Source organism: Tatumella ptyseos, from assembly GCF_030552895.1.
Lineage (GTDB): Bacteria > Pseudomonadota > Gammaproteobacteria > Enterobacterales > Enterobacteriaceae > Rosenbergiella > Rosenbergiella ptyseos_A.
In genome coordinates, this window is sequence record NZ_CP130649.1 from 865,019 (window position 1) to 888,441 (window position 23,423).

General features: G+C 39.1%; 19 protein-coding genes. 15 read left to right on the forward strand and 4 right to left on the reverse strand.

All coding sequences use genetic code 11. The annotated features are described in order from the left end of the window. The first annotated feature begins 5 nt into the window (after nucleotides 1-5). From QJR74_RS04165 to QJR74_RS04205, 9 genes are all read left to right on the forward strand, one after another. Nucleotides 6-1,745, forward strand: coding sequence for a ShlB/FhaC/HecB family hemolysin secretion/activation protein (locus tag QJR74_RS04165; protein ID WP_304373352.1), 1,740 nt, complete (start codon nucleotides 6-8; stop codon nucleotides 1,743-1,745). Nucleotides 1,746-1,766: 21 nt separating this feature from the next. Further along, complete coding sequence (locus QJR74_RS04170) at nucleotides 1,767-10,532, forward strand: two-partner secretion domain-containing protein (protein WP_304373353.1); 8,766 nt, start codon at nucleotides 1,767-1,769, stop codon at nucleotides 10,530-10,532. A 282-nt stretch (nucleotides 10,533-10,814) separates the two neighbouring features. Then, the gene (locus tag QJR74_RS04175) at nucleotides 10,815-11,030 is read left to right on the forward strand and encodes a hypothetical protein (RefSeq protein ID WP_304373354.1); all 216 of its coding nucleotides are present in this window, start codon (nucleotides 10,815-10,817) and stop codon (nucleotides 11,028-11,030) included. A gap of 85 nt (nucleotides 11,031-11,115) precedes the next feature. Next, the gene (locus tag QJR74_RS04180; RefSeq protein ID WP_304373355.1) at nucleotides 11,116-12,336 is read left to right on the forward strand and encodes an HlyD family secretion protein; all 1,221 of its coding nucleotides are present in this window, start codon (nucleotides 11,116-11,118) and stop codon (nucleotides 12,334-12,336) included. Continuing rightward, complete coding sequence (locus tag QJR74_RS04185; protein ID WP_304373356.1) at nucleotides 12,333-14,459, forward strand: peptidase domain-containing ABC transporter; 2,127 nt, start codon at nucleotides 12,333-12,335, stop codon at nucleotides 14,457-14,459. The genes QJR74_RS04180 and QJR74_RS04185 overlap by 4 nt, the downstream gene beginning before the upstream one ends. Then, nucleotides 14,456-15,457, forward strand: a complete 1,002-nt coding sequence (locus QJR74_RS04190) for a hypothetical protein (RefSeq protein WP_304373357.1) — start codon at nucleotides 14,456-14,458, stop codon at nucleotides 15,455-15,457. Before QJR74_RS04185 ends, QJR74_RS04190 begins: the two co-directional genes overlap by 4 nt. A gap of 9 nt (nucleotides 15,458-15,466) precedes the next feature. Next, nucleotides 15,467-16,846 (forward strand): TolC family protein, encoded by a 1,380-nt coding sequence (locus QJR74_RS04195; protein ID WP_304373358.1) that lies wholly within the window; start codon nucleotides 15,467-15,469, stop codon nucleotides 16,844-16,846. 169 nt (nucleotides 16,847-17,015) lie between these two features. Next, a complete protein-coding gene (gene adhP / locus QJR74_RS04200; RefSeq protein ID WP_304373359.1) occupies nucleotides 17,016-18,038 on the forward strand; it encodes an alcohol dehydrogenase AdhP in 1,023 nt (340 codons plus the stop codon). Between the two features lie 64 nt (nucleotides 18,039-18,102). Continuing rightward, nucleotides 18,103-18,534, forward strand: a complete 432-nt coding sequence (locus QJR74_RS04205) for an OsmC family protein (RefSeq protein WP_304373360.1) — start codon at nucleotides 18,103-18,105, stop codon at nucleotides 18,532-18,534. 27 nt (nucleotides 18,535-18,561) lie between these two features. On the opposite strand, the gene QJR74_RS04210 is transcribed toward QJR74_RS04205, so the two are convergent. Together QJR74_RS04210 and QJR74_RS04215 are read right to left on the reverse strand one after the other, a co-directional pair. Then, nucleotides 18,562-18,864: a hypothetical protein gene (locus tag QJR74_RS04210; protein ID WP_369685583.1), complete on the reverse strand. Its 303-nt coding sequence runs from the start codon at nucleotides 18,862-18,864 to the stop codon at nucleotides 18,562-18,564. A 2-nt stretch (nucleotides 18,865-18,866) separates the two neighbouring features. Further along, nucleotides 18,867-19,049, reverse strand: a complete 183-nt coding sequence (locus tag QJR74_RS04215) for a hypothetical protein (RefSeq protein WP_099825749.1) — start codon at nucleotides 19,047-19,049, stop codon at nucleotides 18,867-18,869. Nucleotides 19,050-19,190: 141 nt separating this feature from the next. Here QJR74_RS04215 and QJR74_RS04220 point away from each other — a divergent pair, with 141 nt between their 5' ends. The 4 genes from QJR74_RS04220 to QJR74_RS04235 all read left to right on the forward strand — a co-directional run bounded on the left by QJR74_RS04220 (nucleotide 19,191) and on the right by QJR74_RS04235 (nucleotide 20,457). Further along, nucleotides 19,191-19,388, forward strand: coding sequence for a hypothetical protein (locus tag QJR74_RS04220; protein ID WP_304373361.1), 198 nt, complete (start codon nucleotides 19,191-19,193; stop codon nucleotides 19,386-19,388). A 71-nt stretch (nucleotides 19,389-19,459) separates the two neighbouring features. After that, the gene (locus QJR74_RS04225) at nucleotides 19,460-19,753 is read left to right on the forward strand and encodes an I78 family peptidase inhibitor (protein ID WP_304373362.1); all 294 of its coding nucleotides are present in this window, start codon (nucleotides 19,460-19,462) and stop codon (nucleotides 19,751-19,753) included. Nucleotides 19,754-19,898: 145 nt separating this feature from the next. Then, nucleotides 19,899-20,051: a hypothetical protein gene (locus QJR74_RS04230; protein ID WP_304373363.1), complete on the forward strand. Its 153-nt coding sequence runs from the start codon at nucleotides 19,899-19,901 to the stop codon at nucleotides 20,049-20,051. A 103-nt stretch (nucleotides 20,052-20,154) separates the two neighbouring features. Next, complete coding sequence (locus tag QJR74_RS04235) at nucleotides 20,155-20,457, forward strand: PsiF family protein (protein WP_304373364.1); 303 nt, start codon at nucleotides 20,155-20,157, stop codon at nucleotides 20,455-20,457. Nucleotides 20,458-20,565: 108 nt separating this feature from the next. On the opposite strand, the gene proC is transcribed toward QJR74_RS04235, so the two are convergent. Next, on the reverse strand, nucleotides 20,566-21,378 hold the full coding sequence (proC, locus tag QJR74_RS04240; RefSeq protein ID WP_304373365.1) for a pyrroline-5-carboxylate reductase: 813 nt from the start codon (nucleotides 21,376-21,378) through the stop codon (nucleotides 20,566-20,568). Between the two features lie 90 nt (nucleotides 21,379-21,468). Between proC and QJR74_RS04245 the strand changes: the two genes are divergently transcribed. Then, on the forward strand, nucleotides 21,469-21,909 hold the full coding sequence (locus tag QJR74_RS04245) for a YaiI/YqxD family protein (protein WP_214219702.1): 441 nt from the start codon (nucleotides 21,469-21,471) through the stop codon (nucleotides 21,907-21,909). Between the two features lie 15 nt (nucleotides 21,910-21,924). Here QJR74_RS04245 and QJR74_RS04250 read toward each other — a convergent pair whose 3' ends face one another. Next, on the reverse strand, nucleotides 21,925-22,602 hold the full coding sequence (locus QJR74_RS04250) for a DUF2076 domain-containing protein (protein ID WP_304373366.1): 678 nt from the start codon (nucleotides 22,600-22,602) through the stop codon (nucleotides 21,925-21,927). A gap of 236 nt (nucleotides 22,603-22,838) precedes the next feature. Here QJR74_RS04250 and aroL point away from each other — a divergent pair, with 236 nt between their 5' ends. Continuing rightward, nucleotides 22,839-23,366: a shikimate kinase AroL gene (gene aroL / locus QJR74_RS04255; RefSeq protein ID WP_304373367.1), complete on the forward strand. Its 528-nt coding sequence runs from the start codon at nucleotides 22,839-22,841 to the stop codon at nucleotides 23,364-23,366. Nucleotides 23,367-23,423 lie beyond the last annotated feature (57 nt).

Sequence of the window (23,423 nt, forward strand, 5' to 3'; positions counted from 1 at the left end):
TATTGATGAGAAGCATTGCGTTTAAAATAACCTTCTGTATTGGGTTTATTATATCATTGCCAACTAATGCAGAATTATTCACGAGTGAAAACGATGCTAAGAGGAATATAGATCTCCTTGAAAGGCAACGATTACGTGAACAAGTAGAAGAAGAAAAAAAGCAAGAGAGAGAGTATTTAGAAAATAAAACCATCGAAAAAAACACTTTTAATAAAAACATCGGTGGTAATAACTATAAATTTAAAGTTACAAAAATAGAATTACTGAATGATAATGTTTACAACCTATCGTCCCAACGAAGTAATATAATAGAAAAATATATTAACACCGAGATGGGGAACGCAGAGATATTTAACTTGATTGCGGAGCTGACTAATTTTTATATAAAGAAGGGTTTTGTCACCACTCAAGTAACTGTTGTACCTAGCACTTTAAAAGATGGAGAGCTAACCCTACGTGTTTTATGGGGTACATTATTAAATTTCCAACATAACGGCAAAAATCCTGGAGTGAGAGAAAAAATTCGCTTATTTTCAGCAATGCCTTTTGCTGAAGGTAAACCTCTAAATATTTCAGATATTGACCAAGCATTAGATAATATTATGCGAGTTTCCCCGTCAGATCGATTACAGATAGCTGCTACTGATAAGACTGGGAAGTCAATCATTAATCATATAAGTGAACGAAATATTCCATTATCACTACATATGGGAATGAACAATTCAGGCTATAAAGATAGCGGTTGGAATCAGTACTATGCAAGTTCCACCTTAAAGAACATTGTGGGTATTAACGATCTCCTAAATTATTATTATTCCTATAATGACTTAAATAATAAAAACGATAAGCAGAACTCTAAAAGTATTTCTTATTCATTCCCTTTCGGATACTGGGTTGCTGATTTCTCCTATTACCAATCAAATTATATCAAGACTATAGGAGGAATGTATAATGGTGGTTATAAATCTGATGGGAGTTCAAGACGCTATACTTTAAAGATTTCTAATACTCTGTTTAGAAATGATAAAGGTAAGGTTACTGGATATCTAAAAACTGAGAGTAGAAAGAATAGTAATAATATAATGAATGTTCCAATCTCTGTATCCAGTAAAAATTATAGCAGCGTTAGTTCAGGATTGACTTGGGTTGGTCCATTTTCTAACGGCTGGGGATATACCGATCTAAGTATGACAATGGGTCGTCCCTGGTTCAATTCTGCATGGAAAAATGATCCGGATCTAAAGGGATTTGATATAAATTACAAGAAAATAAATGGAATTTTCAACTGGAACAAAAATCTCTTCGAATTAATTCCTGGTAAAGCAAGTATTGATTATGAATTTAACGGTGCATTTCAATATACAACTGATCAGCTTGTAAGTGATGCGAGATATACCATTGGTGATGAGTATACTATTAGGGGATATAAAGAGAATTCAATCTCGGCTGAACGAGTGGCATGGATCTCTAATACCTTTAAAATTCCAGTGAACGTCAATTACGCTACAATATATAAAATATCTCCTTTCGTAGGTATTGATCTCGGCATGGCGAGAAAGAATTGTTTATCAGATTCATCGTGCGATAAAGATTATTTAAGTGGTGCTGCAGCGGGTATTAAATTTAATAGTAAGTATTTTAATAGTTCTGTAAGTAGTGGTTGGCCGATGAAAAAGCCAAAATCTCTGCAAACGACTAAGTTAGATAATTATAATTTATATTTCAATTTCGACATTGGTTTCTAATCGATTATTTGGTGACAATAAATGAAAAGCCCTAAAAATTTTAAAGTTTCTCCTCTGTTTCTATCAATAACCTCTTTTTTTCCTATTTACGTTGATGCTCAAGTTATCGTTGATAACAAAGGGGCTAGTAATACATCAATAACAACTGCAGCGAATGGTGTTCCGGTAATCGATATTAATAACCCAGATAATTATGGTGTGTCACATAATAAATATACGGATTTCAATGTCGGTAAAGAAGGGATTATATTTAATAATAGTACAAAGGAAGGCGTCTCGCAAATTGGTGGTTTCGTTATTAATAACCCAAATATTAACAGAGAAGCTTCGGCTATCATTAATGAAGTCACTGGTGTAAAGGGGACTCAATTAAATGGAACAATGGAAATTTTTGGGCGTAAAGCCGATCTCATCATCGCAAATGAAAATGGGATTTCTGTTAACGGCTTAGCGACACTTAACACGAATAATCTTACTCTCTCAACAGGTAGCCTGCATCGAGGCTCAGATGGAAGTATCCTATTATCTGTCGAGCGAGGAAATATTTCCATTGAAGGTTTAGGCGTTAATACTGTAGGTGTCTCTTATTTTGATTTGATTAGCCGTACTGCTTTGCTTACCGGTGAAATTAACGGTCAAGCAAATTTAAAAATCGTTACTGGTAAGAACGATTACAATATTGAAAAAAGAGAACACTCCGTACGTGAACAGACTGCTGAGGATTCGCCAGCAGTCGCAATCAGTGCAAGCCAATTAGGCTCTATGTATGGAAATCGTATTCAATTGATAAGCACTGAAAGTGGGGCTGGGGTCCACCATGAGGGGAGTATAATCGGGGGTAAAGGTATTGAAATCACCGCTAATGGTGATATCCATTTAACTTCCTTAGCTACCGATGAAGGCAGTCTGCATGTAAGCGGAAATTCTATTTCTTTAACTAATAATGATACAGCAAAATTGGGTGGTATTAGTGCCCAGAATGATATTATTCTAAAAGCTCTATCTACTATAGATCTTAGGTCAGACATTGTCTCACATCAAGGCATGATAACTATCAATGCTAATGATTTGTTACAAACTTCAGCTAAACTCCTAGCAAATAAAGGTCTTACTAAGTCTAACGATATTCCTGGCATTAAAATTAATGTTGGCAATAAGTATTCACTAAAAGGGGATTTATATGCTGTAGACAGTAGTGGAAAAAAATTGAATGAAGCAAAGATAATATTAGAAAATGGTAATTATATAGTCAGCGTAAATAATGTAAAGATTACTGACGCACTAGTGTATTCAGATGCAAGTATTAGCACTTTAAACTCTAACATTGAAGTTACTGCTAACCACTTCGACAACCAAAGTGGGGTTATTTCAACTCGTAATGGTACGTTGGAGTTAACTATCAACGAAACACTTTTGAACAATGGTATTGTTCAAGCCAAGGGTTCACTAATCCTACATGGTAAAAAATTTAAAAATAATGGGGTTATAAATACTACTGGTCGATTACTATTCAAACTCGGTAGTTTAGATAATAACGGCTCGCTATTCGCTAACAATATAGATATCACGACGAATAATTTAAAAAACTCTGGAGTATTACTCTCTGAAAATGGTGATATTTCAATCGATGTGTCAGGTAGTGAGACTTTTGAGAATAGTGGTCTATTAAAAGGGAGTAACGTTAACTTAGCAATATCAGGGGAGTTAATAAATAGTGGCAATATTAATTCAAATAAGAACCTTTCAGTCAAGTCTAAGGCTTTAAAAAATACCAATAAAATTATTTCAGATAATGCGATCGATATTACTATTGATAACGGTCTTGTTAATAGTGGGAAAGACGCTTTTATCTCCTCAGGTAAGAGCCTTTCCATTGTAAAATCCAATAACGATAAAACGGCAAGTCTCTTCAATGATAGCCAAGCAGTACTACAGTCTGGAGGAGTAATATCAATTAATAATATTAATAGTATTACTAATGAAGGGTTGATCGCTGCTCAGGATAAGTTAGCCATGAATAATGGTGAAGAATTATCTAATGATAAAGGCCGTTTACAAGGTTCGACTATTAATATATCCAATTACGATGTTTTTTCTAATAAGGATAATGCTAAAGTTTTAGCTGCTAATGATATTAAAGTAAACGATGTCGATGTGGTTATAAATGATAAGTCGACTATCGCAGCCTATAACAATATTCTTATAGCGAATATCCTGGAATTTAAAAATAGTTTATCTGAATTATCAGCCACCTATCAATTGAATCTAAATAACATAGATAAGTTAGACAATAAAATATCAAGTGTATCCTCAACTTCTGGTGATATTTTTTTAAATTCGATTCATGAAATTAATAATACAGTTGGCAGTGTTTTATCTGCAGCCAATAATGTTCTTATAAAAGATAGTGGTGAAATACGGAACTCTGAAAATTCTTTTATTCAAGCCAATAATAACATCGAAATCAGCAATATTAATAATTTAAAAAATTACGGAAACCTTCTAGCACAAGCAGGCATGATAGTAAGAGATGTTACTAATTTAATAAACTCTGGCGATACAGCAATTATCCAAGCAACAAATATTTTGCTTGAAAAAATTAAGATAATTACCAATAAAAATACCGCTTCTATTTTGGCAGATAATACTCTCAATGTAGAAAAAACAGAAACTCTTTTAAATGATTTGTCAGCATTAATTCAAGCCAGTAAAGCAAATATCTCTGTCGAAGTTCTAAAGAATCAAGGTTATCAATCTTATATTATCTCAGATAGTGACCTTAACATCACTGCTGATTCAGTTAGTAATGAAAATGAAGCTGGTATTTTTTCAAATAATCTATTACATATTGAGGCTGCCGATGTCATCAACGGGGATAATAGTGATATCAATAGTTATCAATTCTCGATAGTATCAGATAATCTTGTCAATAAAGGGACAATATCCTCCCAAAATTCAATGTCAGGTGATGTGATCACGACTAGCTCTTTCGATAATAAATCAGGCAGAGTTTTATCTGACGGATCTCTCACTATTAATACCGGGGATTATATTGCTAATGATGCGAGTAGTATTTTTTCAGCGAAGCTATTATCTCTAAATCTCGTTAAGGATTTTAATAACGATCTAGCCGGTAGATTGACAACTAATGGGATGCTAAGTATTTCAACTTTAGGTGATATCAATATAAATAAAGTCATCGAGTCCCATGGAGGAGTAACGCTATCTTCTTCGGTTATTAATAATAATGCTGCTATCGTGAGTATGAATAATATCTACCTCAATGCAGCATCTATTATTAATGATATTAATTCTTTATTGTTTTCAATGAAAGATATCTATATTGAAGCTAAAAATGATGTCACTAATAATGCTGGTGCTAATATTCTAAGTCAGGGCAACCTAAATATTAAATCAGATGTTGTTAAAAACATTGCAGGCACAATTCGATCCCAAAGTGACGTTATTTTTGATGTTAACCAGTTAGATAATATAAGTTCATATAAAAATGAAAATTGGGATACCGGTTCTTTAGAGCAAGGTCGCGGTAGCTGGGTCTATAGTGAACCTTTTTATACTGAAAAGATTTATGCTACGGTCAATTTACCGATGCTCGTGTCTGATATTTCTTTAGATAAGAAAGCAGAAATTTCTGCAGGAGGTAGTCTTCATTTCAATAGCTTTAGGAAAGACGAGTCGCTAGGCTTATTAAATAATAGAGGTGGCATAATTCAGGCTAAGAAAAATATCAACATCTTAGGTAATGTGACCAACACATCTGGTTATTTATCTACTAATTATTATGATATATTGAAGTTGTCGAGTGGTAAAAATATCCAGCTATCTTTTGAGCATTATCAACCTTTTTATGACAATCTAGGTACGTTATCCTTTTCGAATATGTTTGAGGTTTTACGATATATTTATGGAAGAGATGGTAGTCATTCTGCAACGGGAGGGACAATATCGTTTAGTGGGAGTTATGGAAAATTCCACAATGCTTTAGTTGATTTGTCAGCGCGTCATTCTCGCTTAAACAATGTAATGAAAAGTATATTTGGAGAGTATTGGCGAACGGATAAATTTGATAGTTTAGTCGCTAAGTGGAAAGATCTTTCAACTAATTCTTTTCAAAATCTCAAAGATAAAAAATATTATTTTTTACCGGCAGACAAAGGTGAAATATCTGCCGGTGGTCATGTCGTAATTCTTGGTGGCAAGTTAAATAATGGTATTGATGCACAACTGGGTAGTGATATAAAACAATTAAATAACATGATTAACGTCGAGGTCGGAGATAAATCGGTATCTACCTTGGAACAGGGTTATGAGGTTGCTTTTAGTACTAAAAAACTTGAGGAAATCAAACAAGGTGTCAGTGTGTTACCCGCACTGGAGGATTTGATAAATATTAAGGGGTTGTTCCAACAATCGCAAGCCTTCCTCAATTTGGAAGATCTAACTATCAATACTGCAAATCGTAAAGACTCTATCATAGTCCCAATGTATGAAACACGGATAGAGATGATCGATATGAGTAACTATTATGGCTCTGATTATTTTTTCAATAAAGTGGGTTATCATCCTGATAAGCCTGTGATTGTTATTGGCGATGATTATTTCATTAATGAACTATTACGTCGCCAAATTAATAATACACTCGGCGCTGAGCTATCCAAAAAGTTTGGAGTTGAAGGTGCAGATTTAATAAAAACTCTCTTCGATAATACTGGGGTCTTAATCAAGTCTAGTAACAGTGGTTTTGAGGTCGGCCGAGCTCTAACTGCGGATCAAATTGACAATCTAACACAAGATGTCGTGTGGTTTGTTACTGAGAGTATTGATGGTATCGATGTACTTGTCCCGAAAATCTATTTAGCTAAAGCTACAATCGATTCATTATCTGACAACAATTCTTCGGGTGCTGCATCCATACAGGCCGGAGGCAATATCTCTTTAGAGGTAGAAGAATTTAATAACTATAATGGTTCAGTGAGTGGTTCGGGTGACGTTAATATTCAAGCTAAAGGTGATATTAATAATTCAAGTAGTGGGATGAGTTCGGGTATCAATGCTGGCGGTTCTGTTATGATGACAAGTACCGGAGGCAATATTAATAATAGTGGTGCTTATATTAAAGCTGAAGACACAATCAGCCTCACTGCCGATAGAGGTGATGTAAGTCTCATTTCAAGCGTTGGTAGAGATGCTAAAGGTGATCAAGTTATTGGCTCATACGATGACGGTGTTTCTGCAGGAAAAAATATTGATATCACTGCAAATAATATCGATGTTACTGCTGTTGAGTTAAGCACCGGTGACGATCCCAATAGTGTGATCTCTCTTACCTCTACGGAGGGAAGTGTCAGGTTTAATGATATTCATGAATTAAATTCAACTAGTGAACATTCCAACACACAAATAGATTTTCTTAGCCATAGAACAATCGATGAAATAGATATTTCTGCAAAATCTAAGGCTAGCTCTGTCAATACTAAAGGAAATCTTAATATCAACTCTAGTGAAGATATTGTTTTTACTGGAGGTGAGTATAATGCTGGAAGTGCCATTATTTCCGCAGATAAAAATATCACGGTAAAAACCTCGCAAGATCACCATATACATGAGAAAACGGTAACTGAAACGGATTTTGTTATCGATCTAAATCTTGATTTACCGGGAATGTCAAAAAAAGGATTAACTCACTCGACTCTTGATGGCACGACATATACTAATTCTCAAGATTATCAAAGTGGTGGTTCTACCGCGGAACTTAACACTGCGAGTGCTAAACGTCCTGGCGCAGCACCTACCGCTGATACAGCATCATTTAAAATTGGTGCGCAAAGCACGCAGTCAAAAACGACTGAATCGACAACTACCAATACCAACACTCAGTTTAATTTCGAAAATGGTACTTTGATTAAGGCTGGAGAGACTGCTGATATAGGAGGTATGGATCTTACTGTTTCTGACGCAGCAGCAGCCACTATCATGGCAGGGGATGTTCAATCTACCAAATACAATGACACCTATACCAAAGAGGACAGTTACAAAGAGACATTTGTTGGAATCAAGTCTGAAGCCCATAGTGCGATAGTTGATGCAGCTAATAAATATTCTAATCTTGGTAATAAATCAGAAAATCAGGATATGGAAGTTGATGCATGGCGTACAACGGCACAAGTTGTTGGAGATGTTACAAACCTCGTCACAAACGATTTAGCCGGTGGTTCCATCAAAGCAGGGTGGTCGGAAGTGACAACATCGGAATCTCAATCTAGTTCAGTCGAAAACAAAAACAGTATCACAGGTGGTCAGATAAATATCATTAGTGATAAAGATATTGTATTACATGGTACTGATGTCAATGCCGCACAAGTTAACATGAATGCTGGCGGCGACTTAACGCTTAAAGCGGCTGAAAAAATGGCAACATCTAGTTCAGCTCGCGCTACACATGATGCGGGAGTGAGTGTTTCAGCCGGTGTTTCCGCGATGGGTGCTGGAGTGGGTGTTTCCGTTGATTATTCTGGATCTGTCTCGTCTGGCAGTTCGGAAAGCAAGTCTTATGATAATTCAAAAATAAATGCACAACAGGTTAACGTTACTACCGGTAATAATGTCACCTTAGAAGGTGCCAATATTTCCGCAGTGGAAGCAAATATGGAGATTGGTGGTGATCTGACCATCCAGTCTAAACAAGATACAACGCTAGTTAAGGGAAATAGTGAAAGTTGGGGAGTTTCAGCAGGGGCGAGTGTGTCTACCTCTGGAATTCTTCCCAATGCATCCGGTCAATATGGGGGCGGGAGTGAGCGTCATGAAAGTGCTCTTACAAAAGAGCAATCAGGTATTGTTACTTCAGGCAGCGTCGATATACACACTCAAGGCAATTTAACGATGGCTGGCGGCCATATTATTTCGGGTAACGGCACAGGTGCTGTCACAGTCGAGGGGGATGTTAATACTTCGGTAGTCAAAGACTATATAGATTCAGAGGGTATGTATCAAGGCGGCGGCGGAGGTCTCAGCTATAAAGGTATGCCAACGGGTAACTATTACAATGATACTCTAGACGAAGTCCATATTAAAGCCGATCAGAATAATACAATAAATGTGAACACTAGTGTGAGTGGGCAAGTACAGGGTCACATTAATACCGATCTCGATAAGGCAGCGGTTATCACCGAAGAGAGTAAAAAAGCAGGCAATAATATATCTGTTACCCTAACTGTCCCTAACCTGACTTCCAAAAAAGGGTCCTATGACGTTAATACTGATAATATTCCTTCAAAATCTAGCAATGGCACTGACCAGAAAAAACCAAGTTCATCATCTAGTCAGAATTCAAACCAAGGGCAGGGCTCTAAAACATCCGATGCCTTACAAAGTTCAACACAATATACGCCAGCTCAAACCTCTACAACCTACTCAAATGTAGAGTATTCATCGATCAGTCATGGAGCAAAACCGAGCCAGAAACCCTCAACGAGCACGTCTTCTATACAGCATGGGAGTGTGACTACTCCACCTAAAAATGATAATAGTCATACTATTTCTCAAAATGGTACTTCACAACCTATTCAGGGAAGTTCTACGCCTTCCAAGGGTAAATGGCCAACGGTAAATCCTAGTACTGGGTATATTGGCGGTACAGGAAGTGCTTCGCGTCCAGATGGGATGAATTCAGGTAAATCTACGTCGACGAGTCACACTAGTTATTCATCGAACATTAGTGCTAACCCTTCCTCAGCGGTGAATAACAGTGCTAAGAAGCCGAGTTCGACACAAAACCGTCCTACTGGAGCCGATAATGCTGTAGTGACTCAAGGTAATAACTCAAAGCAAACTCCAGGTTCAACTTCAACTGATAAGGGTAAATGGCCAATCGTTAATCCGAGCACCGGGTTTATTGGCGGTACGGGAAGCGCATCTCGCCCTGATGGAATGAATTCAGGTAAATCTTCGCCTAACAGACAAAATGTTAACACCTCGAATGTGAGTGGAAGTCATACACTTTTCTCATCGGGTAATAGTAGTGCTAAGCAACCGAGTTCGACGCAAAATCGTCCTACTGGAGCCGATAATGCAGTAGTGGCTCAAGGTAATAACTCAAAACCGACTCAAGGTTCAACTTCAACTGATAAGGTTAACTGGCCAACCGTTAATCCGAGTACCGGATTTATTGGTGGTACGGGAAGTGCGTCTCGTTTAGATGGAATGAATTCCGGTAAATCTACACCTATCAGACAAAATGTTAACACCTCGAATGTGAGTGGAAGTCATACACTTTTCTCATCGGGTAATAGTAGTGCTAAGCAACCGAGTTCGACGCAAAACCGTCCTACTGGAGCCGATAATGCAGTAGTGGCTCAAGGTAATAACTCAAAACCGACTCAAGGTTCAACTTCAACTGATAAGGGTAAATGGCCAACTGTTAATCCTAGCACCGGATTTATTGGCGGTACGGGAAGCGCGTCTCGTCTAGATGGAATGAATTCAGCTGGAACTAAAATAGCAGCTCCTCACAATCCATCATCAAATTCGTCAGTGAAAAAAGGCAATATTACCGATAGCGTTACATCGGAGAATTCCACGCTTCAATATCGAGCAATTTCATCCAAGCAAAAGCTTCCATCACAAACATACGATGGTAAAAATTGGCCGTCTGTCACTGAGTCAAATAAGCTCATTGGAGGGACGGGAAGTTCATCTCGACTAGATGGAATGAATAGTAGTCGAATAAAAACGGGTGATAAAAATAGAAAAATAGAAATTGAGTGATCATAATATCAACTATTAGCCGTTTAATTGTTAAATAGATTGCGGGGGGTGATATAACTAATAATATATCGCTGATAAATATTTTTTTAGGAAATACATCGCGCTTTATTTTGTTTTATATTTTTTTAAATCAAGGGTTGTATTTTATTAATAAGTGACTTAGCATCGTCTTAGGTTAATTAAGTAATCGGTTCTAATTTTTATGATTATATATCATAAATCATGTGGATGCTTATTGTTAAGCCCACTATACTTTGAAGTTAAATATATAGGAGAAGTATTATGTCTAAAATGGAAATGACTTTAGAGCAATGCCAAGAGATTCGTGGTGGGGGTTGGGTTGGTGCGGCAATCGGTGGTGCCACCGGCGCGGTGCTTGGTGCAGTGGTAGGCGGAGGGCTAACCTTTGGAATCGGCACTATTGCTGGTGGTTTGGCTGGTACTGCTATTGGTTGTGCTGCAGGTGCGGGTATTGGAAATAAGACGGGTAAATCTTAATTAATTTCTAATTAATAACTAAATTGAGGTGTTTATAAATAACACCTCAATTTTTCTTATATTGGAGTTTGCCCAGGTCCAAAAGATGAATAATGAGTTAAGTAAATGTTTGGAAAAGTCTCCAATAGGTATTGGAGTATATACTTCTTTGCTTTTTTTTATTACATCAATCTTTATAGTTATCCTATTTAAAGGGAGCTACGGAAAGCAAGAGTTAGTGAAAGGGATAATTCGTCAGGAGTCTTTTTACCGTGTAAATTCTGATAAAGTGGGTAATGTTATCGATGTTTTTGTTCAAGAAAAAGATGAGGTAAAATCTGGAGACCCTCTATTTAAAATAGCATTGCCTTGGCAAGATGTTATCGATGTAGAGAGTGGTAACAGTATGTATACAGGCTCAGTGCAACGGCTCACCGAATCAAAGAACTATTTAACAAAAGAACAACAAGCTTTAGAAAAAGAAAGAATCAATTTGACCAAAAGTAAGCAGAACTTTGAGGATCATTACGCATCTAGGTTAAATGGCTTATCTGAAATTGAAGAACAATATAAAAAGAAAGGTGTTATTTATAGCACTCAATTAAAAGAACTGAAAATTTTATTAAAAAGTAAAGCTATAAATAAAACTGAAATAGAGTCTTTGAAACAAGCAATCATTGATAATGATATAGCCTTAAAGAAAATTATTGCGGATAAAAAAATATTCGCACAAGAGTTCAACGATAAAAACGATTATTATTTGCGCGCCGAACGGGAATTACTACAAAATGAAACATCTATTGAGCGACGTAAACAAGAAATAATAAATGACCTTAATAGGTTTAGATTACAGAAAGAGTACATTGTTTCGTCTCCAGTAGATGGAGTTATACACGATGTAGGAATTTTGAAAGGCGATTTTGTTGACGGTAATATTCCATCGATGATAATTACAAGGCCTAAAAATAATACCCACCTTGCTATTCTTTATCTGTCATCAAGCCAAATAGGACTCATTGACCCTAAAATACCGTTAACGTTGCGAGTTGACACTTTCCCATACGAAACCTTTGGAATACTTAAAGGGACTGTATTAAATATAGCCTCCACACCTACCCATATATCCATTGATGATAAAGATTCTTGGTTTCGAGTGAAGGTTAGAATCCATGATAACGAACCCAATACAAAGATCCCTTTAAACCAACTTGCTGATGGGATGACAGTCACTACGACGCTAAGAGAACCAAAGCAATCACTGATAGAATGGCTATTTTTGCCTGTTAAAAAAGCATTTATTCGTAATCCGGATTTTACTCAAAGATGACTAAAAAAATATACGTTAGCGATGTAATTCAGGATGAAGCCGTCGAGTGTGGGCTTGCTTGTGTGAGTTATATTGCGCAATATAATGGGAAAAAATTAACGTTACAGCAACTACGCCGTCAATACGAAGTCACTGCCGATGGGTTATCTTTTTTTCATTTAATGAAGATTTTTAACGATCATCAGCATGTTGCGACGGGTATTAAGGTCGATGCCGCTGATCTTAAAGAGGTGGCGACACCGGCAATTCTGCTTTGGAATAACTGCCATTTTGTAATATTGAAAAAAGTCACCTCCCGCTATATTGAAGTGATGGATCCTGCTGTCGGTAGCAGGAAGTACACCACTTCGGAAGTTAAACTTTTTTTTTCTGGTGTTGCATTAGAAGTCACCGTGAGTAGCGACTTTGTCCCATCACACCCCTCCGAGTGGCAAAAGAAGGAGTTAAACAAAGAACACTTTTATAGTCTGTCTAATTTTCGGAAAGGGATTGTTAAGTATTCAGCCTATATGATACCGCTAACGCTATTGGCAATACTGATTCAAATGACCAACGTTGCAATTCCTAAATTCATGACGTTGATATTTGATGAGGTCCTACCTAATAACGATAAAGACTTCTTGTTTTTATTGATTTATATTTTCTCCTTTGTCTATTTGTTGCAGTTATTGACTCAGTATTTAAAGGTGATTTTATCTCAGCGCCTAAGGCGTTATATTTCTCAATTTGAAGGGCTAGACATAGTTAGTCGAATGTTCTCAATGAATCTGAATTTTTTCAGTAAAAGATTACCGACTGATCTGTTGAGAAAAATTAAGTCTGTAGATGTGTTTCACGTTATTTTTACTCATGGTTGGATCGATATACTGATTGAATCTGTGTTTATTATCATATTCATTACTCTATTATTATTGATTAGCTTTAAGCTTGCCGTTTTAACGTTACTTGCAACCTGTGTAATGGTCTTTATACGTTTACTGTTCATTTCCCCCTTGATGTCACGACAATATTCATCGATTGATGCAGAGATACAACGTGATAACTCGTTACTTGAAACTATCGAGAATATAGATCAGGTAAAGTTAAATAATTCTGAGTCAGTTAAAATTGCTGACTGGTTTACTTATCATTCTCGTTTAGAGGATAACCGTGCAGGGATTGAAAAAATTCAGTCTCTTCTTGAGTTATCGCTGACTGGAATATCACATATTCAGACAATAGTAATCATGGGATACGGTGCATATTCCGTATTACAAGGGGAGAATACTGCGGGTCAATTGATTTCATTTATTTTCTATAAAGGATGTTTGATGGACAACATTCGCAGTGTTGTTGAAAAACATGTTTCTCTAAAACTATGTTCAGTAGAGGTGAATCGGTTAAACGATCTTATTGTTGAAAATGAAGAGGCCAAATTACTAGACAAAGCGGGTTTTAAATCCTCTGCCCTAACATTGAGAGAGGAGTTTACATCGATAGAGGTCAAAGAGTTAGTCTTTGGCTATACTAACCTAGAACAACCGATCCTAAGAAATATTAACTTTTCCCTCACTGAAGGACAGAAGTTAGTTATTACCGGGCCTTCGGGATGCGGTAAAACCACGCTAATACAAATTATTTCCGGTATGATTTCACCGACTAGTGGCGATATCCTCATTAATAACTTATCACTCCTACAGTTTGGTATAAAACAATATCAGGCGCAGATTGCCCACGTCTCAGTTAACGATAGCATAATGAACGGAAGTGTTATTGATAATATAATATATGAATGCGGAGACTATGATATGGCGCTATTGGAGTTCTGTATCGAGCGGTCAGGATTAATTGAAGTTATTAGGTGCCTTTCTGCAGGATTGAACACCCGTTTAGGCGTTAATGGTGCTCGTTTATCATCAGGGCAGACACAACGTCTATTAATTGCTAGAGCATTGTATCGGCGCCCACGTTTACTGCTTCTCGACGAGCCTACTTCACACCTTGATGAAGAGAGTGCGGATATTATCATTAATTTAATAAAAGGGTTACCGACTTCGTGCTTGATTGTCTCTCACGACAATAGACTAATTAAAGAAATTGGTAATGTATTCAAGTTGCCATCTCTGATCAGGGGGAAAGTATGAAGTTAAAAGAATTAATAGATAGGTTTGTTATCTTTTTCATTAATAACTCTTTTCACTTAATCATTAAGTTAACAAAAAACCTCCCCTTGAAAGGGGTTATGTCGGTTTTATATATTTATGGGGGGTGTTTTCTTGCACACTTTAGAAAACAATTTCGATCCGACAGTGCTAAGTTTCATGCCATTGAAATATGTCAAATACCCAGTAATAAGTTCATTTTGGAACATATTAGAAATCAATTATTCTCACAATATTTAAGAAGGTATTTATTTTTTTATCCAAAGAGTAAATGTGAAAGATTTGTACAGAGAAATATCGAGTGTTTAGTGGAAAAACCAAATGCGATTGCCGTAAAGCTTTACCTTTGCACTCATAGCGGTGACTATTGGCTAACTATCCTAAATATTGCTTACCAATACAGAAACAACTCATCGTCTATCAAGCAGTTAATTGTTCCGATCTACGAATTGATCACTGAGACAAATCGTGAGGTTTTTGCAAAAATTGAAATACCTGGTTTTGAGGTTATTTTTATTCATATCCATGAGCCGGGCGCATTGAAGAAAATCATGGCATACCTTCGTGATGATATCTCTGCTGTGGCGATATTTTATGATTTGTTTTGTTATGCTGCGGGTACATTGAATGGGGCTGTTGAAAATGTGCTATTTTTTGATCGACAAGCCTATATGACAACCGGCTTTTCGTCATTAATCGTACGTTTTAATTTACCGACTGTATTCGTTTCAACGCATTACTGCGCGAGGAATGGAAAGTTTATTACCTCGTTATCATCGGTTAAATATTTTGATAATGTAAAGGTATTAAGAGAGGAAATGGTAAGTTATATTGAAGAGTATATTAAAAAGTATCCAACACAATGGCACTTTATTTCTCACCTAGATACATTTTATCACTATCCTTTTATACAGTTAAAAAATTCTCAAGAAAATAAAATTAGTACCTATCTCCGCTTGCAGCATAAATATTTTGCATGAGATATCGAAATGAATAAAAATATTCTGTTGTGTTTAGTATTGACGACTCAAGGGTGTACTCTTTCACCACAATACATTCAACCCAGGACTGTTATTGACGATCAACATATTTTAATGAGCGGAAAATCCTATCAAGCATATCATTTCAAAGATTTATTCCAAGACGATCAGGCTTTGCAGGCATTGCTCATTGAAGCGTTGAAAAATAATTATGATTTACAGCAAGCGTTGATGAATATTCGGGCAGCAAATATCCTTAAATTATCTGCTTTATTTGATCTTATTCCTCAAGTGAGGGCTAGCGTTAATCATAGTACGCTGGTGAATACCCAAACTTCGCCATTCACGGGCGTAAAAGCGAAAACAAAAAATAAGTTATATCAAAGCTCACTTGGGGTCGATTCTTATGAAATCGACATTTGGGGACGCAAACAAGCATTAATAGAATCTAAAGGATTTCAAGAACAGGCAAGTTTAATTAGTTTTAACGCGGCTAAGTTAACCCTCTTGAATGAGTTAGCAAGTAGCTGGTATGAAACGCTTTCTTATATAAAAATTTGGCATTTTTTAAATGACAAACTTGAACGGATGAATGATATCCACCGGAAAATGCTTGTAATTGAGATTAGTGGACGTCTTGACCCCGTTATCCAAGCAAAATTCTTAAGGGGAAAGGCTACAGATGAGAACTCTAAACGTAAAATTGAGAAAGAAATTATCACACGCTTGCATAAATTACATTACTTAGCAGGGGCGGAGTCTGACTGGTTAAACCTATCTACATGGCGGACTATTGACCCAGACTACAGCATCAAAGACATTCCACAACAGATTTCATCTCAAGTCATATTTCAACGCCCCGATATAGTTGTCGCCGAAATGAATATTCGAGCGGAAAATGGCAATATTGGGGCAGCAAGATCAGCATTTCTTCCTATTTTCAATTTATTCGCTATGGCTAACCAAACTAGTGAGGATTTCGGTCATACTCTTGCTAACTTATCGAATAACTGGACGTTAACACCATCCGTATTTTTTCCGATTTTTAATATCCCCTCTAACTACGCTACGTTGCGTTACGCCAAGATTAAAAAAGAGTCCACGGTAATCGAATATCAACGTAGAGTTTCCGAAGCACTACTCGATATTAAGAATTCTGTGGCCAGTTTACATTCCGCTACCGAGTCAAGACTAGGACTTGAACACGAAGCAAAACTGCAAGCCGACGTTTTCACCAAAGTTCAAGCGAGACTCGATGCTGGGTATCTCGATCTTTATAGTTATTATGAGGCAATGGATATGAAATCTTTAGTGGATATTGAGCTTGAGTACAGTCGTCAACAATGCATGTTAGCCACTATAGTGTTATTAAAGGCGATTGGTGGATGATTTGACTAACGTCTTAAGTCATACCGGTAGCATATTTTAGTTAGTGAATTTTTTTTATTAAAAATACTAATATTTCAATCTTCGCAATTTGATCTTGATCAATCTAACTGAGGCGTAAAGACGTAGAGTGAAGGTGAATTGTTAATCACATTCACTGAGAGGTAGAGAGATGAAAGCTGCTGTAGTCACTCAAGATCATCGAGTCAGTATTGAAGACAAACAACTTCGACCCTTAGAGTATGGTGAAGCCTTACTTACCATGGAATGCTGTGGTGTTTGCCATACCGATTTACATGTGAAAAATGGGGATTTTGGCGATAAAACAGGCGTCATTCTTGGTCATGAAGGAATTGGTATTGTGAGTCAGCTGGGGCCAGGCGTTACTGCGCTTAAGCTTGGTGATCGGGCCAGTGTTGCATGGTTCTATCAAGGTTGTGGGCACTGTGAATATTGTAACTCTGGAAGGGAAACGCTTTGTCGCTCGGTAAAAAATGCGGGTTATAGCGTGGACGGGGGAATGGCGGAGCAATGTATTGTTCATGCCGATTACGCGGTCAAGGTGCCGGATGGACTGGATTCGGCTGCTGCCAGTAGTATTTCTTGTGCAGGAGTGACCACTTATAAAGGGCTCAAAGTCAGCGATATTCGGCCAGGAGAGTGGATTGCTATCTATGGTTTGGGTGGCTTAGGCAACCTTGCACTGCAGTACGCCAAAAATGTGTTCAACGCCAAAGTCATTGCAGTAGATATTAATGAGCAACAGTTAGCTTTAGCGTCTTCACTCGGCGCAGATATGGTAATCAATTCTCGGGATCAGGACGCCGCTAAGCTTATTCAAGAAAAATGCGGCGGAGCCCATGCCGCGTTAGTGACCGCAGTAGCAAAATCTGCATTCCAGTCAGCGGTATTTAGTGTGAGGGCAGGGGCGAGAGTTGTGGCGATTGGCCTACCGCCAGAATCTATGGCGTTGGATATCCCTCGTTTAGTTCTAGATGGGATCCAAGTCGTCGGATCATTGGTGGGGACTCGAACCGATTTGGCAGAAGCCTTTCAGTTTGCCGCAGAAGGAAAAGTGACCCCCAAAATTACATTACGCCCAATTGAAGCTATCAATTCGATTTTTGACGAGATGCACGCGGGAAAGATCACGGGTCGAATCGTTATTGATTTTAAAAATAAGGTAAACGCTTAGCTGAGGTTGAAGAATGGCTAATCACTTCTATACTGAGTGAAACATACTTTTAATAGGAGTGGTTATGACGATTCTGAAAAGTGGTTCAGCGCATTGGGAAGGTCCAATCAAAGAAGGTAAAGGCACTGTGAGCACTGAAAGTGGTGCATTATCGGAACAGCCTTACGGATTCAACACCCGCTTTGAAGGTAAAACGGGCACCAATCCCGAAGAATTACTCGGCGGTGCCCATGCTGCCTGCTTCTCAATGGCGCTGTCATTGATGCTTGGTAACGCCGGACATACTCCGAATAGCATTGATACCACCGCGACAGTGTCGCTGGATAAAGCAGGTGAAGGCTTTAAAATTACTAAAGTCGCGCTAAAAAGCAAAGTTGCTCTTCCAGGGATTGATGCGCAAGAGTTCGATAAAATTATCAACCAAGCCAAAGAAGGCTGTCCAGTTTCACAACTGTTCGACACTGAAATTACCCTCGACTATACGCTTAACGCCTAGTCTTTTAAGTGACGCTTAGGCGTCACTTTATTCTTCTCGTCCTCGTAATTTGTACTCTCTTAACCGAGCAACTGTCGTTGAGGTTGATATCAACGCTTTAGGCCTTTTCACGACTTTACTCGGGTCGGCTGCAACGTAGTCTAGCGTTGGTGAGCAATAGTAGGGCAGCCATCCACCATAGCTACTTTCCCATTCCCAATGTACCGGACAGGGCCAAAGCAGCCCCTCTTCGAGTGAGTAATATACCCAATGACCAGTAGGGCGACGTGGGCGGCGAGTCATCGCTTTCACCTGGTGGTATTCCGTGCCTTGCAACGAATCGTCAAACATAATTAATCTGGGTGGTCCCGATGAACCTCACCGCATAACAGCACAACATTGGGTCTTACCTTATGGACACGTGCTTCCATTTGTTGACACATTACAAGAGTCGGGTAAATAGTCTCTGTTACGGGTAAGGCATCGCAAGCATCATTTCCACAAGCACTCACCAGTAATACAAATCCTATTAGCATACCTGACTCCTGTGTGGGTTTTGGGGAAGACTCATTATGATAGAATAAGATATTCAGATTTTCACTGTCACTATTCTGCCAGAAAAGCGTCAATTGAGTTACACTATCCTTGCCATTACGATTAAGAAAAGAAGGTTTATTATGTCGGAGTTACCCCCACGTCCATTAGACAACGAAAATATTGCCCACCCAGATAAGCACCCTAAACAAGCCGCCTTGCAATTAGTCGTTGAACTAGTTCGCGCCGGAAAGTTGAGCCCTTTGCAAGGCGATGCCAACAACATGTTGTCTCTTTATGAACAGTTCAAAAAACATTTTGAACAGGATAGCGATCATTAATTTTTTTACTCGGGAGCCAAACGGACTTATCACTTAACTCTCGAGTGAGCTAACGTTTTTTTGAGGCCTTTATGAAACGTTTAACGCTAAGATTATGTTTTATTTCACTTTGTGCGGTACTTAGTGCTTGCAGCCATTCAGAAAAGAATACGAGTCCCCGCTATTTACCTGACGATGATATGTGTAGCGCATCGCAGTTTCAGAACTATGTAGGTAAACCTTTAACCACAGTTGATGAGTTACAACTCGAACAGCCTGTAAGGGCGATTCCCGCTTATGCTTCGGTTTCAATGGATTTTGTTTTACGTCGAATTAATTTTTTGGCCGATGATAAAGGTATTATTACCCGAGTGTATTGTGGTTAATGGGTTAACAGTGCAAGCATTGCATATGCCAAGTGTCGGTTTTGAGTAAAGTCGGGTTATAAAGTATTAACCTAAATCAGTTGCAGATTTTTCTGGTTCGTTCTCGAGATAGAATTCAATTTCTGAGAAAAAGAAGGATGTGCAGATGAAAACATTAATTAAATTTGTATCGGTGCTGGCACTCACCGTCAGCTTAAGTGGCTGCATTTTACCTCCTTGGGGAGGCCCAGGTGGTGGAGGCGGCGGCGGTGGTCGCGGTCCAGGTGGACCTCACTTTGGCTATAGCCAATCACGTTAATTAACAAATAGTTTCTTCGAAGCTTCATAAAACTTATGTATTCTGTTAAATAATTCTACAGGGTATCTGTGAATTACACTATTGACTCATAAGGAGAAGTAGAATGAAACAGATGTTAATGACGCTTGCCTTAGCAACGACCTTAGTCGCAGGTTACGCTTCAGCAGCTGAAAAGACCGCTCAACAACAAAAGATGACGGTTTGTAACCAGCAGGCGAGCTCGCAGAGCTTAAAGGGCGATAGCCGTAAAAGCTTCATGAGTAATTGTTTGAAAAAAGACAGTAAAGCTTCAGGCTTGACTGCTCAGCAGCAGAAAATGAAGACCTGTAATGCTACCGCTAAAGATAAGAAATTAGCTGGAGCGGAGCGTAAGTCATTTATGAGTAGCTGTCTGAAAAAATCTTAAAACTTAATCACCCAATACGAAAGACTTCGCATTGGGTGATTTCTTATAAGGTATCGGTAAAACCATGAGGATCAGTTGATACTGTATCCGCCACCTATTTCCCGACCCTTATTTTTTGCTAAGGGCATCTGACTTTTTAATACAGGCTTGCATTGCTTGTATAATTGATGAGCGGAATCCAGTCTCTTCCAACATTGCAACCGCTTCAATTGTCGTGCCGCCTGGTGAACAGACGTTATCTTTTAATTCACCGGGATGCTTTCCACTTTCTAATACCATCTCAGCGGAGCCTTTTACTGCCTGAGCAGCAAATTGATAAGCTTTTGCTCGAGGCATGCCCGCTAAGACCGCTGCATCGGCCATGGCTTCAATTAATATATAAATGTAAGCAGGTGCCGAACCACTCACACCGACCACGGCATGAATTAACGATTCGCTGACAACTTCTGCTTTACCGAACTGGCTAAAGATGGACAGTACCGTTTCAGTCTCTTGCTCGGTGACGTTATTATTGGGGGTGATAGAGCTCATTCCTTCGCCGACCAAGCATGGAGTATTTGGCATCACACGAATAATTTTTTGCTCTTTCGGCAGTGCAGAAGCTAAAGACTCCAAGGTTACTCCGGCAGCAACCGAAACAATGACGGTTTCTTTACGTAGATGACTAGAGAGCTTATCAAGTGTATCGAGTAAAGCGTTAGGTTTTACTGCAGCGATGAGATAGTCGGCTTTTGCGGCTAATTGGTTGGCGCTCTCCATCGCAGTTACCCCGAATTGGTCATGGAGAGCACTATTGGTTTTGGGCTTTCGGTCAAAGACGAGAATATTTTCAGCGGGTACGGACTGACTCTTGATCAAACCGCTGATCATCGCGCTGGCCATGTTGCCGCATCCTAAGAACCCGATCGTTACATTTTTCATATAGCTGTTAGACCTTATCTATGACAAATCCACAAGAAGTTATTACTATACACAATTATCTTTCACCATAAGTATAGATGGAGAATAAACATGATATGGGTTGATGCTGACGCTTGCCCAGTGGTCATTAAAGAAGTGCTTTACCGCGCTGCGGAAAGAACGCAAACGGTAGTCACCTTCGTCGCCAATCAATCTTTACGCGTTCCTTCATCAGAGTATTTACGTACGTTACGGGTCGCGGCTGGGTTTGATGTAGCAGATAATGAAATAGTGAAGCGTGTGGGACCGGGAGAACTCGTTATTACGAGTGATATTCCGCTCGCTGCAGAAGTGTTGGAGAAAGGAGGGGAAGCGCTAAATCCGCGTGGCGAACGCTATTCCCGTGAGACAATAAAACAACGGCTAGTGATGCGCGACTTTATGGAAACGCTGCGTTCCAGCGGTATACCGTCTGGCGGGCCCGCAGCGTTAAGTCAAAAAGATCGTCAGCTATTTGCTAACGAGCTTGATAAGTGGTTTCGTGCAAGGTAAGTCTCAGTCGTTAACTTATAAAAAGCTATCGTCGTCGTCACCGAAACTGCTATCGCCAAAGAAACTACTGTTATCGTCATTCTGTGGTGATTCCCAATCATTATTGAAATCACTGGAATCGGCTTGCTGATTGAACGTATCTAAGTTCTGATCGTAATTAGGTTGTTCAAGGGGAGGCTCATTAATGATGTTGACGATCTCCTCTGGTTGAGAGTGGTGGAACATGCTGGTCAACATATCTGCCATGACTACCCCTCCAGCCACACCTACCGCCGTTTGCAATGCTCCCCCTAAAAAGCCAGTGCCTCGCGCGGCGGGCTGTTGGGGGGCATTACTATAGCCCTGCTGTGGAGCAGCATTTTGAGTATTGCCCCCCCAGCCACTATTTTGTTGAGGAGCGCTTTGTGGACGGCTGTTCCCACCGCCAAACAGGCCAGAAAGGAAGCCACCACTACTTTGTTTAGGTTGTTCCGCTGCTTGGCGCTCGAGTTGTGCCACGCGATCATTCAATTTTTTTAAAGCGGCTTCTTGGATAATAATGGCTTGTGCCATGTAGTAAGGGGCATCTGGCTGGGACTGTAAATGCTGTTTTATACGCTGTTCTGCACCGCTATCACGTGCGCTGGACTGCGTTTCAGCTTGTTGCAGGCGACCAAACAGGTCATCGATGAGTTTTTGTTCTTCAGTTTGCATCAGAAACCTCTCTTTTCTTAAAACAACAAGATACTAAGGCACTCCTGCACAAGGCTGGAACGCTCTGCTTAGCTGATGATATGGGGATAATTAATTTAAAGGAAAGGGTTGAGGCGTAAATAAATGTGTTTTCTTAACCTAAGCGGGATAGCCGTTCACAATTAATCCAGTTATGATGCCTACAGATCACTTACTATGGAGACGTCCGCCAGCTGGCGGTAGAGGATGTTCTGATTATGTCATTTCCGGTATACCTAATCGGTGCCCGAGGCTGCGGTAAAACGACGGTAGGTAAAATACTCGCTCGTCAACTCAGTTATCATTTTTGCGATACGGACCAGCAATTACAGCAACAATTAGAACAAAGTATCGCAGACTACGTCGCAGAACATGGCTGGGATACCTTTCGGCAACAAGAACATCACGCACTGCTTACTGTGACGTCAGATAATACCGTAGTCGCCACGGGTGGCGGTATAATTCTTCGCGACGATAATCGTCAGCATATGCGTCAAAGCGGAACGGTCATTTGGCTAAGTGTTGATCATCAAGTCCTGGCTAACCGATTGACGGCAGATCCTGAAATAGGGCAACGCCCAACCCTTACCGGCAGGCCCATTACCGAAGAAATTTTTGATGTTCTACAACAACGGCTGCCTCTTTATCAGCAGGCGGCTCATCATACTATCGATGCCAATCAACCGCCGGAAAAAATAGTTATCGATATTCTAACGGCATTAAGCCGAGATTCATTGACGGCCTAATGTTAAGCACGCCCTGAAATCATTTATCTCTCACCCTTATTTCTAGAAAGGAAATAG

Coding starts and splice junctions, on each gene's coding strand:
- QJR74_RS04165 (WP_304373352.1), top strand. CDS start 6: ATGAGAAGCATTGCGTTTAAAATAACCTTCTGTATTGGGTTTATTATA.
- QJR74_RS04170 (WP_304373353.1), top strand. CDS start 1,767: ATGAAAAGCCCTAAAAATTTTAAAGTTTCTCCTCTGTTTCTATCAATA.
- QJR74_RS04175 (WP_304373354.1), top strand. CDS start 10,815: ATGTCTAAAATGGAAATGACTTTAGAGCAATGCCAAGAGATTCGTGGT.
- QJR74_RS04180 (WP_304373355.1), top strand. CDS start 11,116: ATGAATAATGAGTTAAGTAAATGTTTGGAAAAGTCTCCAATAGGTATT.
- QJR74_RS04185 (WP_304373356.1), top strand. CDS start 12,333: ATGACTAAAAAAATATACGTTAGCGATGTAATTCAGGATGAAGCCGTC.
- QJR74_RS04190 (WP_304373357.1), top strand. CDS start 14,456: ATGAAGTTAAAAGAATTAATAGATAGGTTTGTTATCTTTTTCATTAAT.
- QJR74_RS04195 (WP_304373358.1), top strand. CDS start 15,467: ATGAATAAAAATATTCTGTTGTGTTTAGTATTGACGACTCAAGGGTGT.
- adhP (WP_304373359.1), top strand. CDS start 17,016: ATGAAAGCTGCTGTAGTCACTCAAGATCATCGAGTCAGTATTGAAGAC.
- QJR74_RS04205 (WP_304373360.1), top strand. CDS start 18,103: ATGACGATTCTGAAAAGTGGTTCAGCGCATTGGGAAGGTCCAATCAAA.
- QJR74_RS04210 (WP_369685583.1), bottom strand. CDS start 18,864: ATGTTTGACGATTCGTTGCAAGGCACGGAATACCACCAGGTGAAAGCG.
- QJR74_RS04215 (WP_099825749.1), bottom strand. CDS start 19,049: ATGCTAATAGGATTTGTATTACTGGTGAGTGCTTGTGGAAATGATGCT.
- QJR74_RS04220 (WP_304373361.1), top strand. CDS start 19,191: ATGTCGGAGTTACCCCCACGTCCATTAGACAACGAAAATATTGCCCAC.
- QJR74_RS04225 (WP_304373362.1), top strand. CDS start 19,460: ATGAAACGTTTAACGCTAAGATTATGTTTTATTTCACTTTGTGCGGTA.
- QJR74_RS04230 (WP_304373363.1), top strand. CDS start 19,899: ATGAAAACATTAATTAAATTTGTATCGGTGCTGGCACTCACCGTCAGC.
- QJR74_RS04235 (WP_304373364.1), top strand. CDS start 20,155: ATGAAACAGATGTTAATGACGCTTGCCTTAGCAACGACCTTAGTCGCA.
- proC (WP_304373365.1), bottom strand. CDS start 21,378: ATGAAAAATGTAACGATCGGGTTCTTAGGATGCGGCAACATGGCCAGC.
- QJR74_RS04245 (WP_214219702.1), top strand. CDS start 21,469: ATGATATGGGTTGATGCTGACGCTTGCCCAGTGGTCATTAAAGAAGTG.
- QJR74_RS04250 (WP_304373366.1), bottom strand. CDS start 22,602: ATGCAAACTGAAGAACAAAAACTCATCGATGACCTGTTTGGTCGCCTG.
- aroL (WP_304373367.1), top strand. CDS start 22,839: ATGTCATTTCCGGTATACCTAATCGGTGCCCGAGGCTGCGGTAAAACG.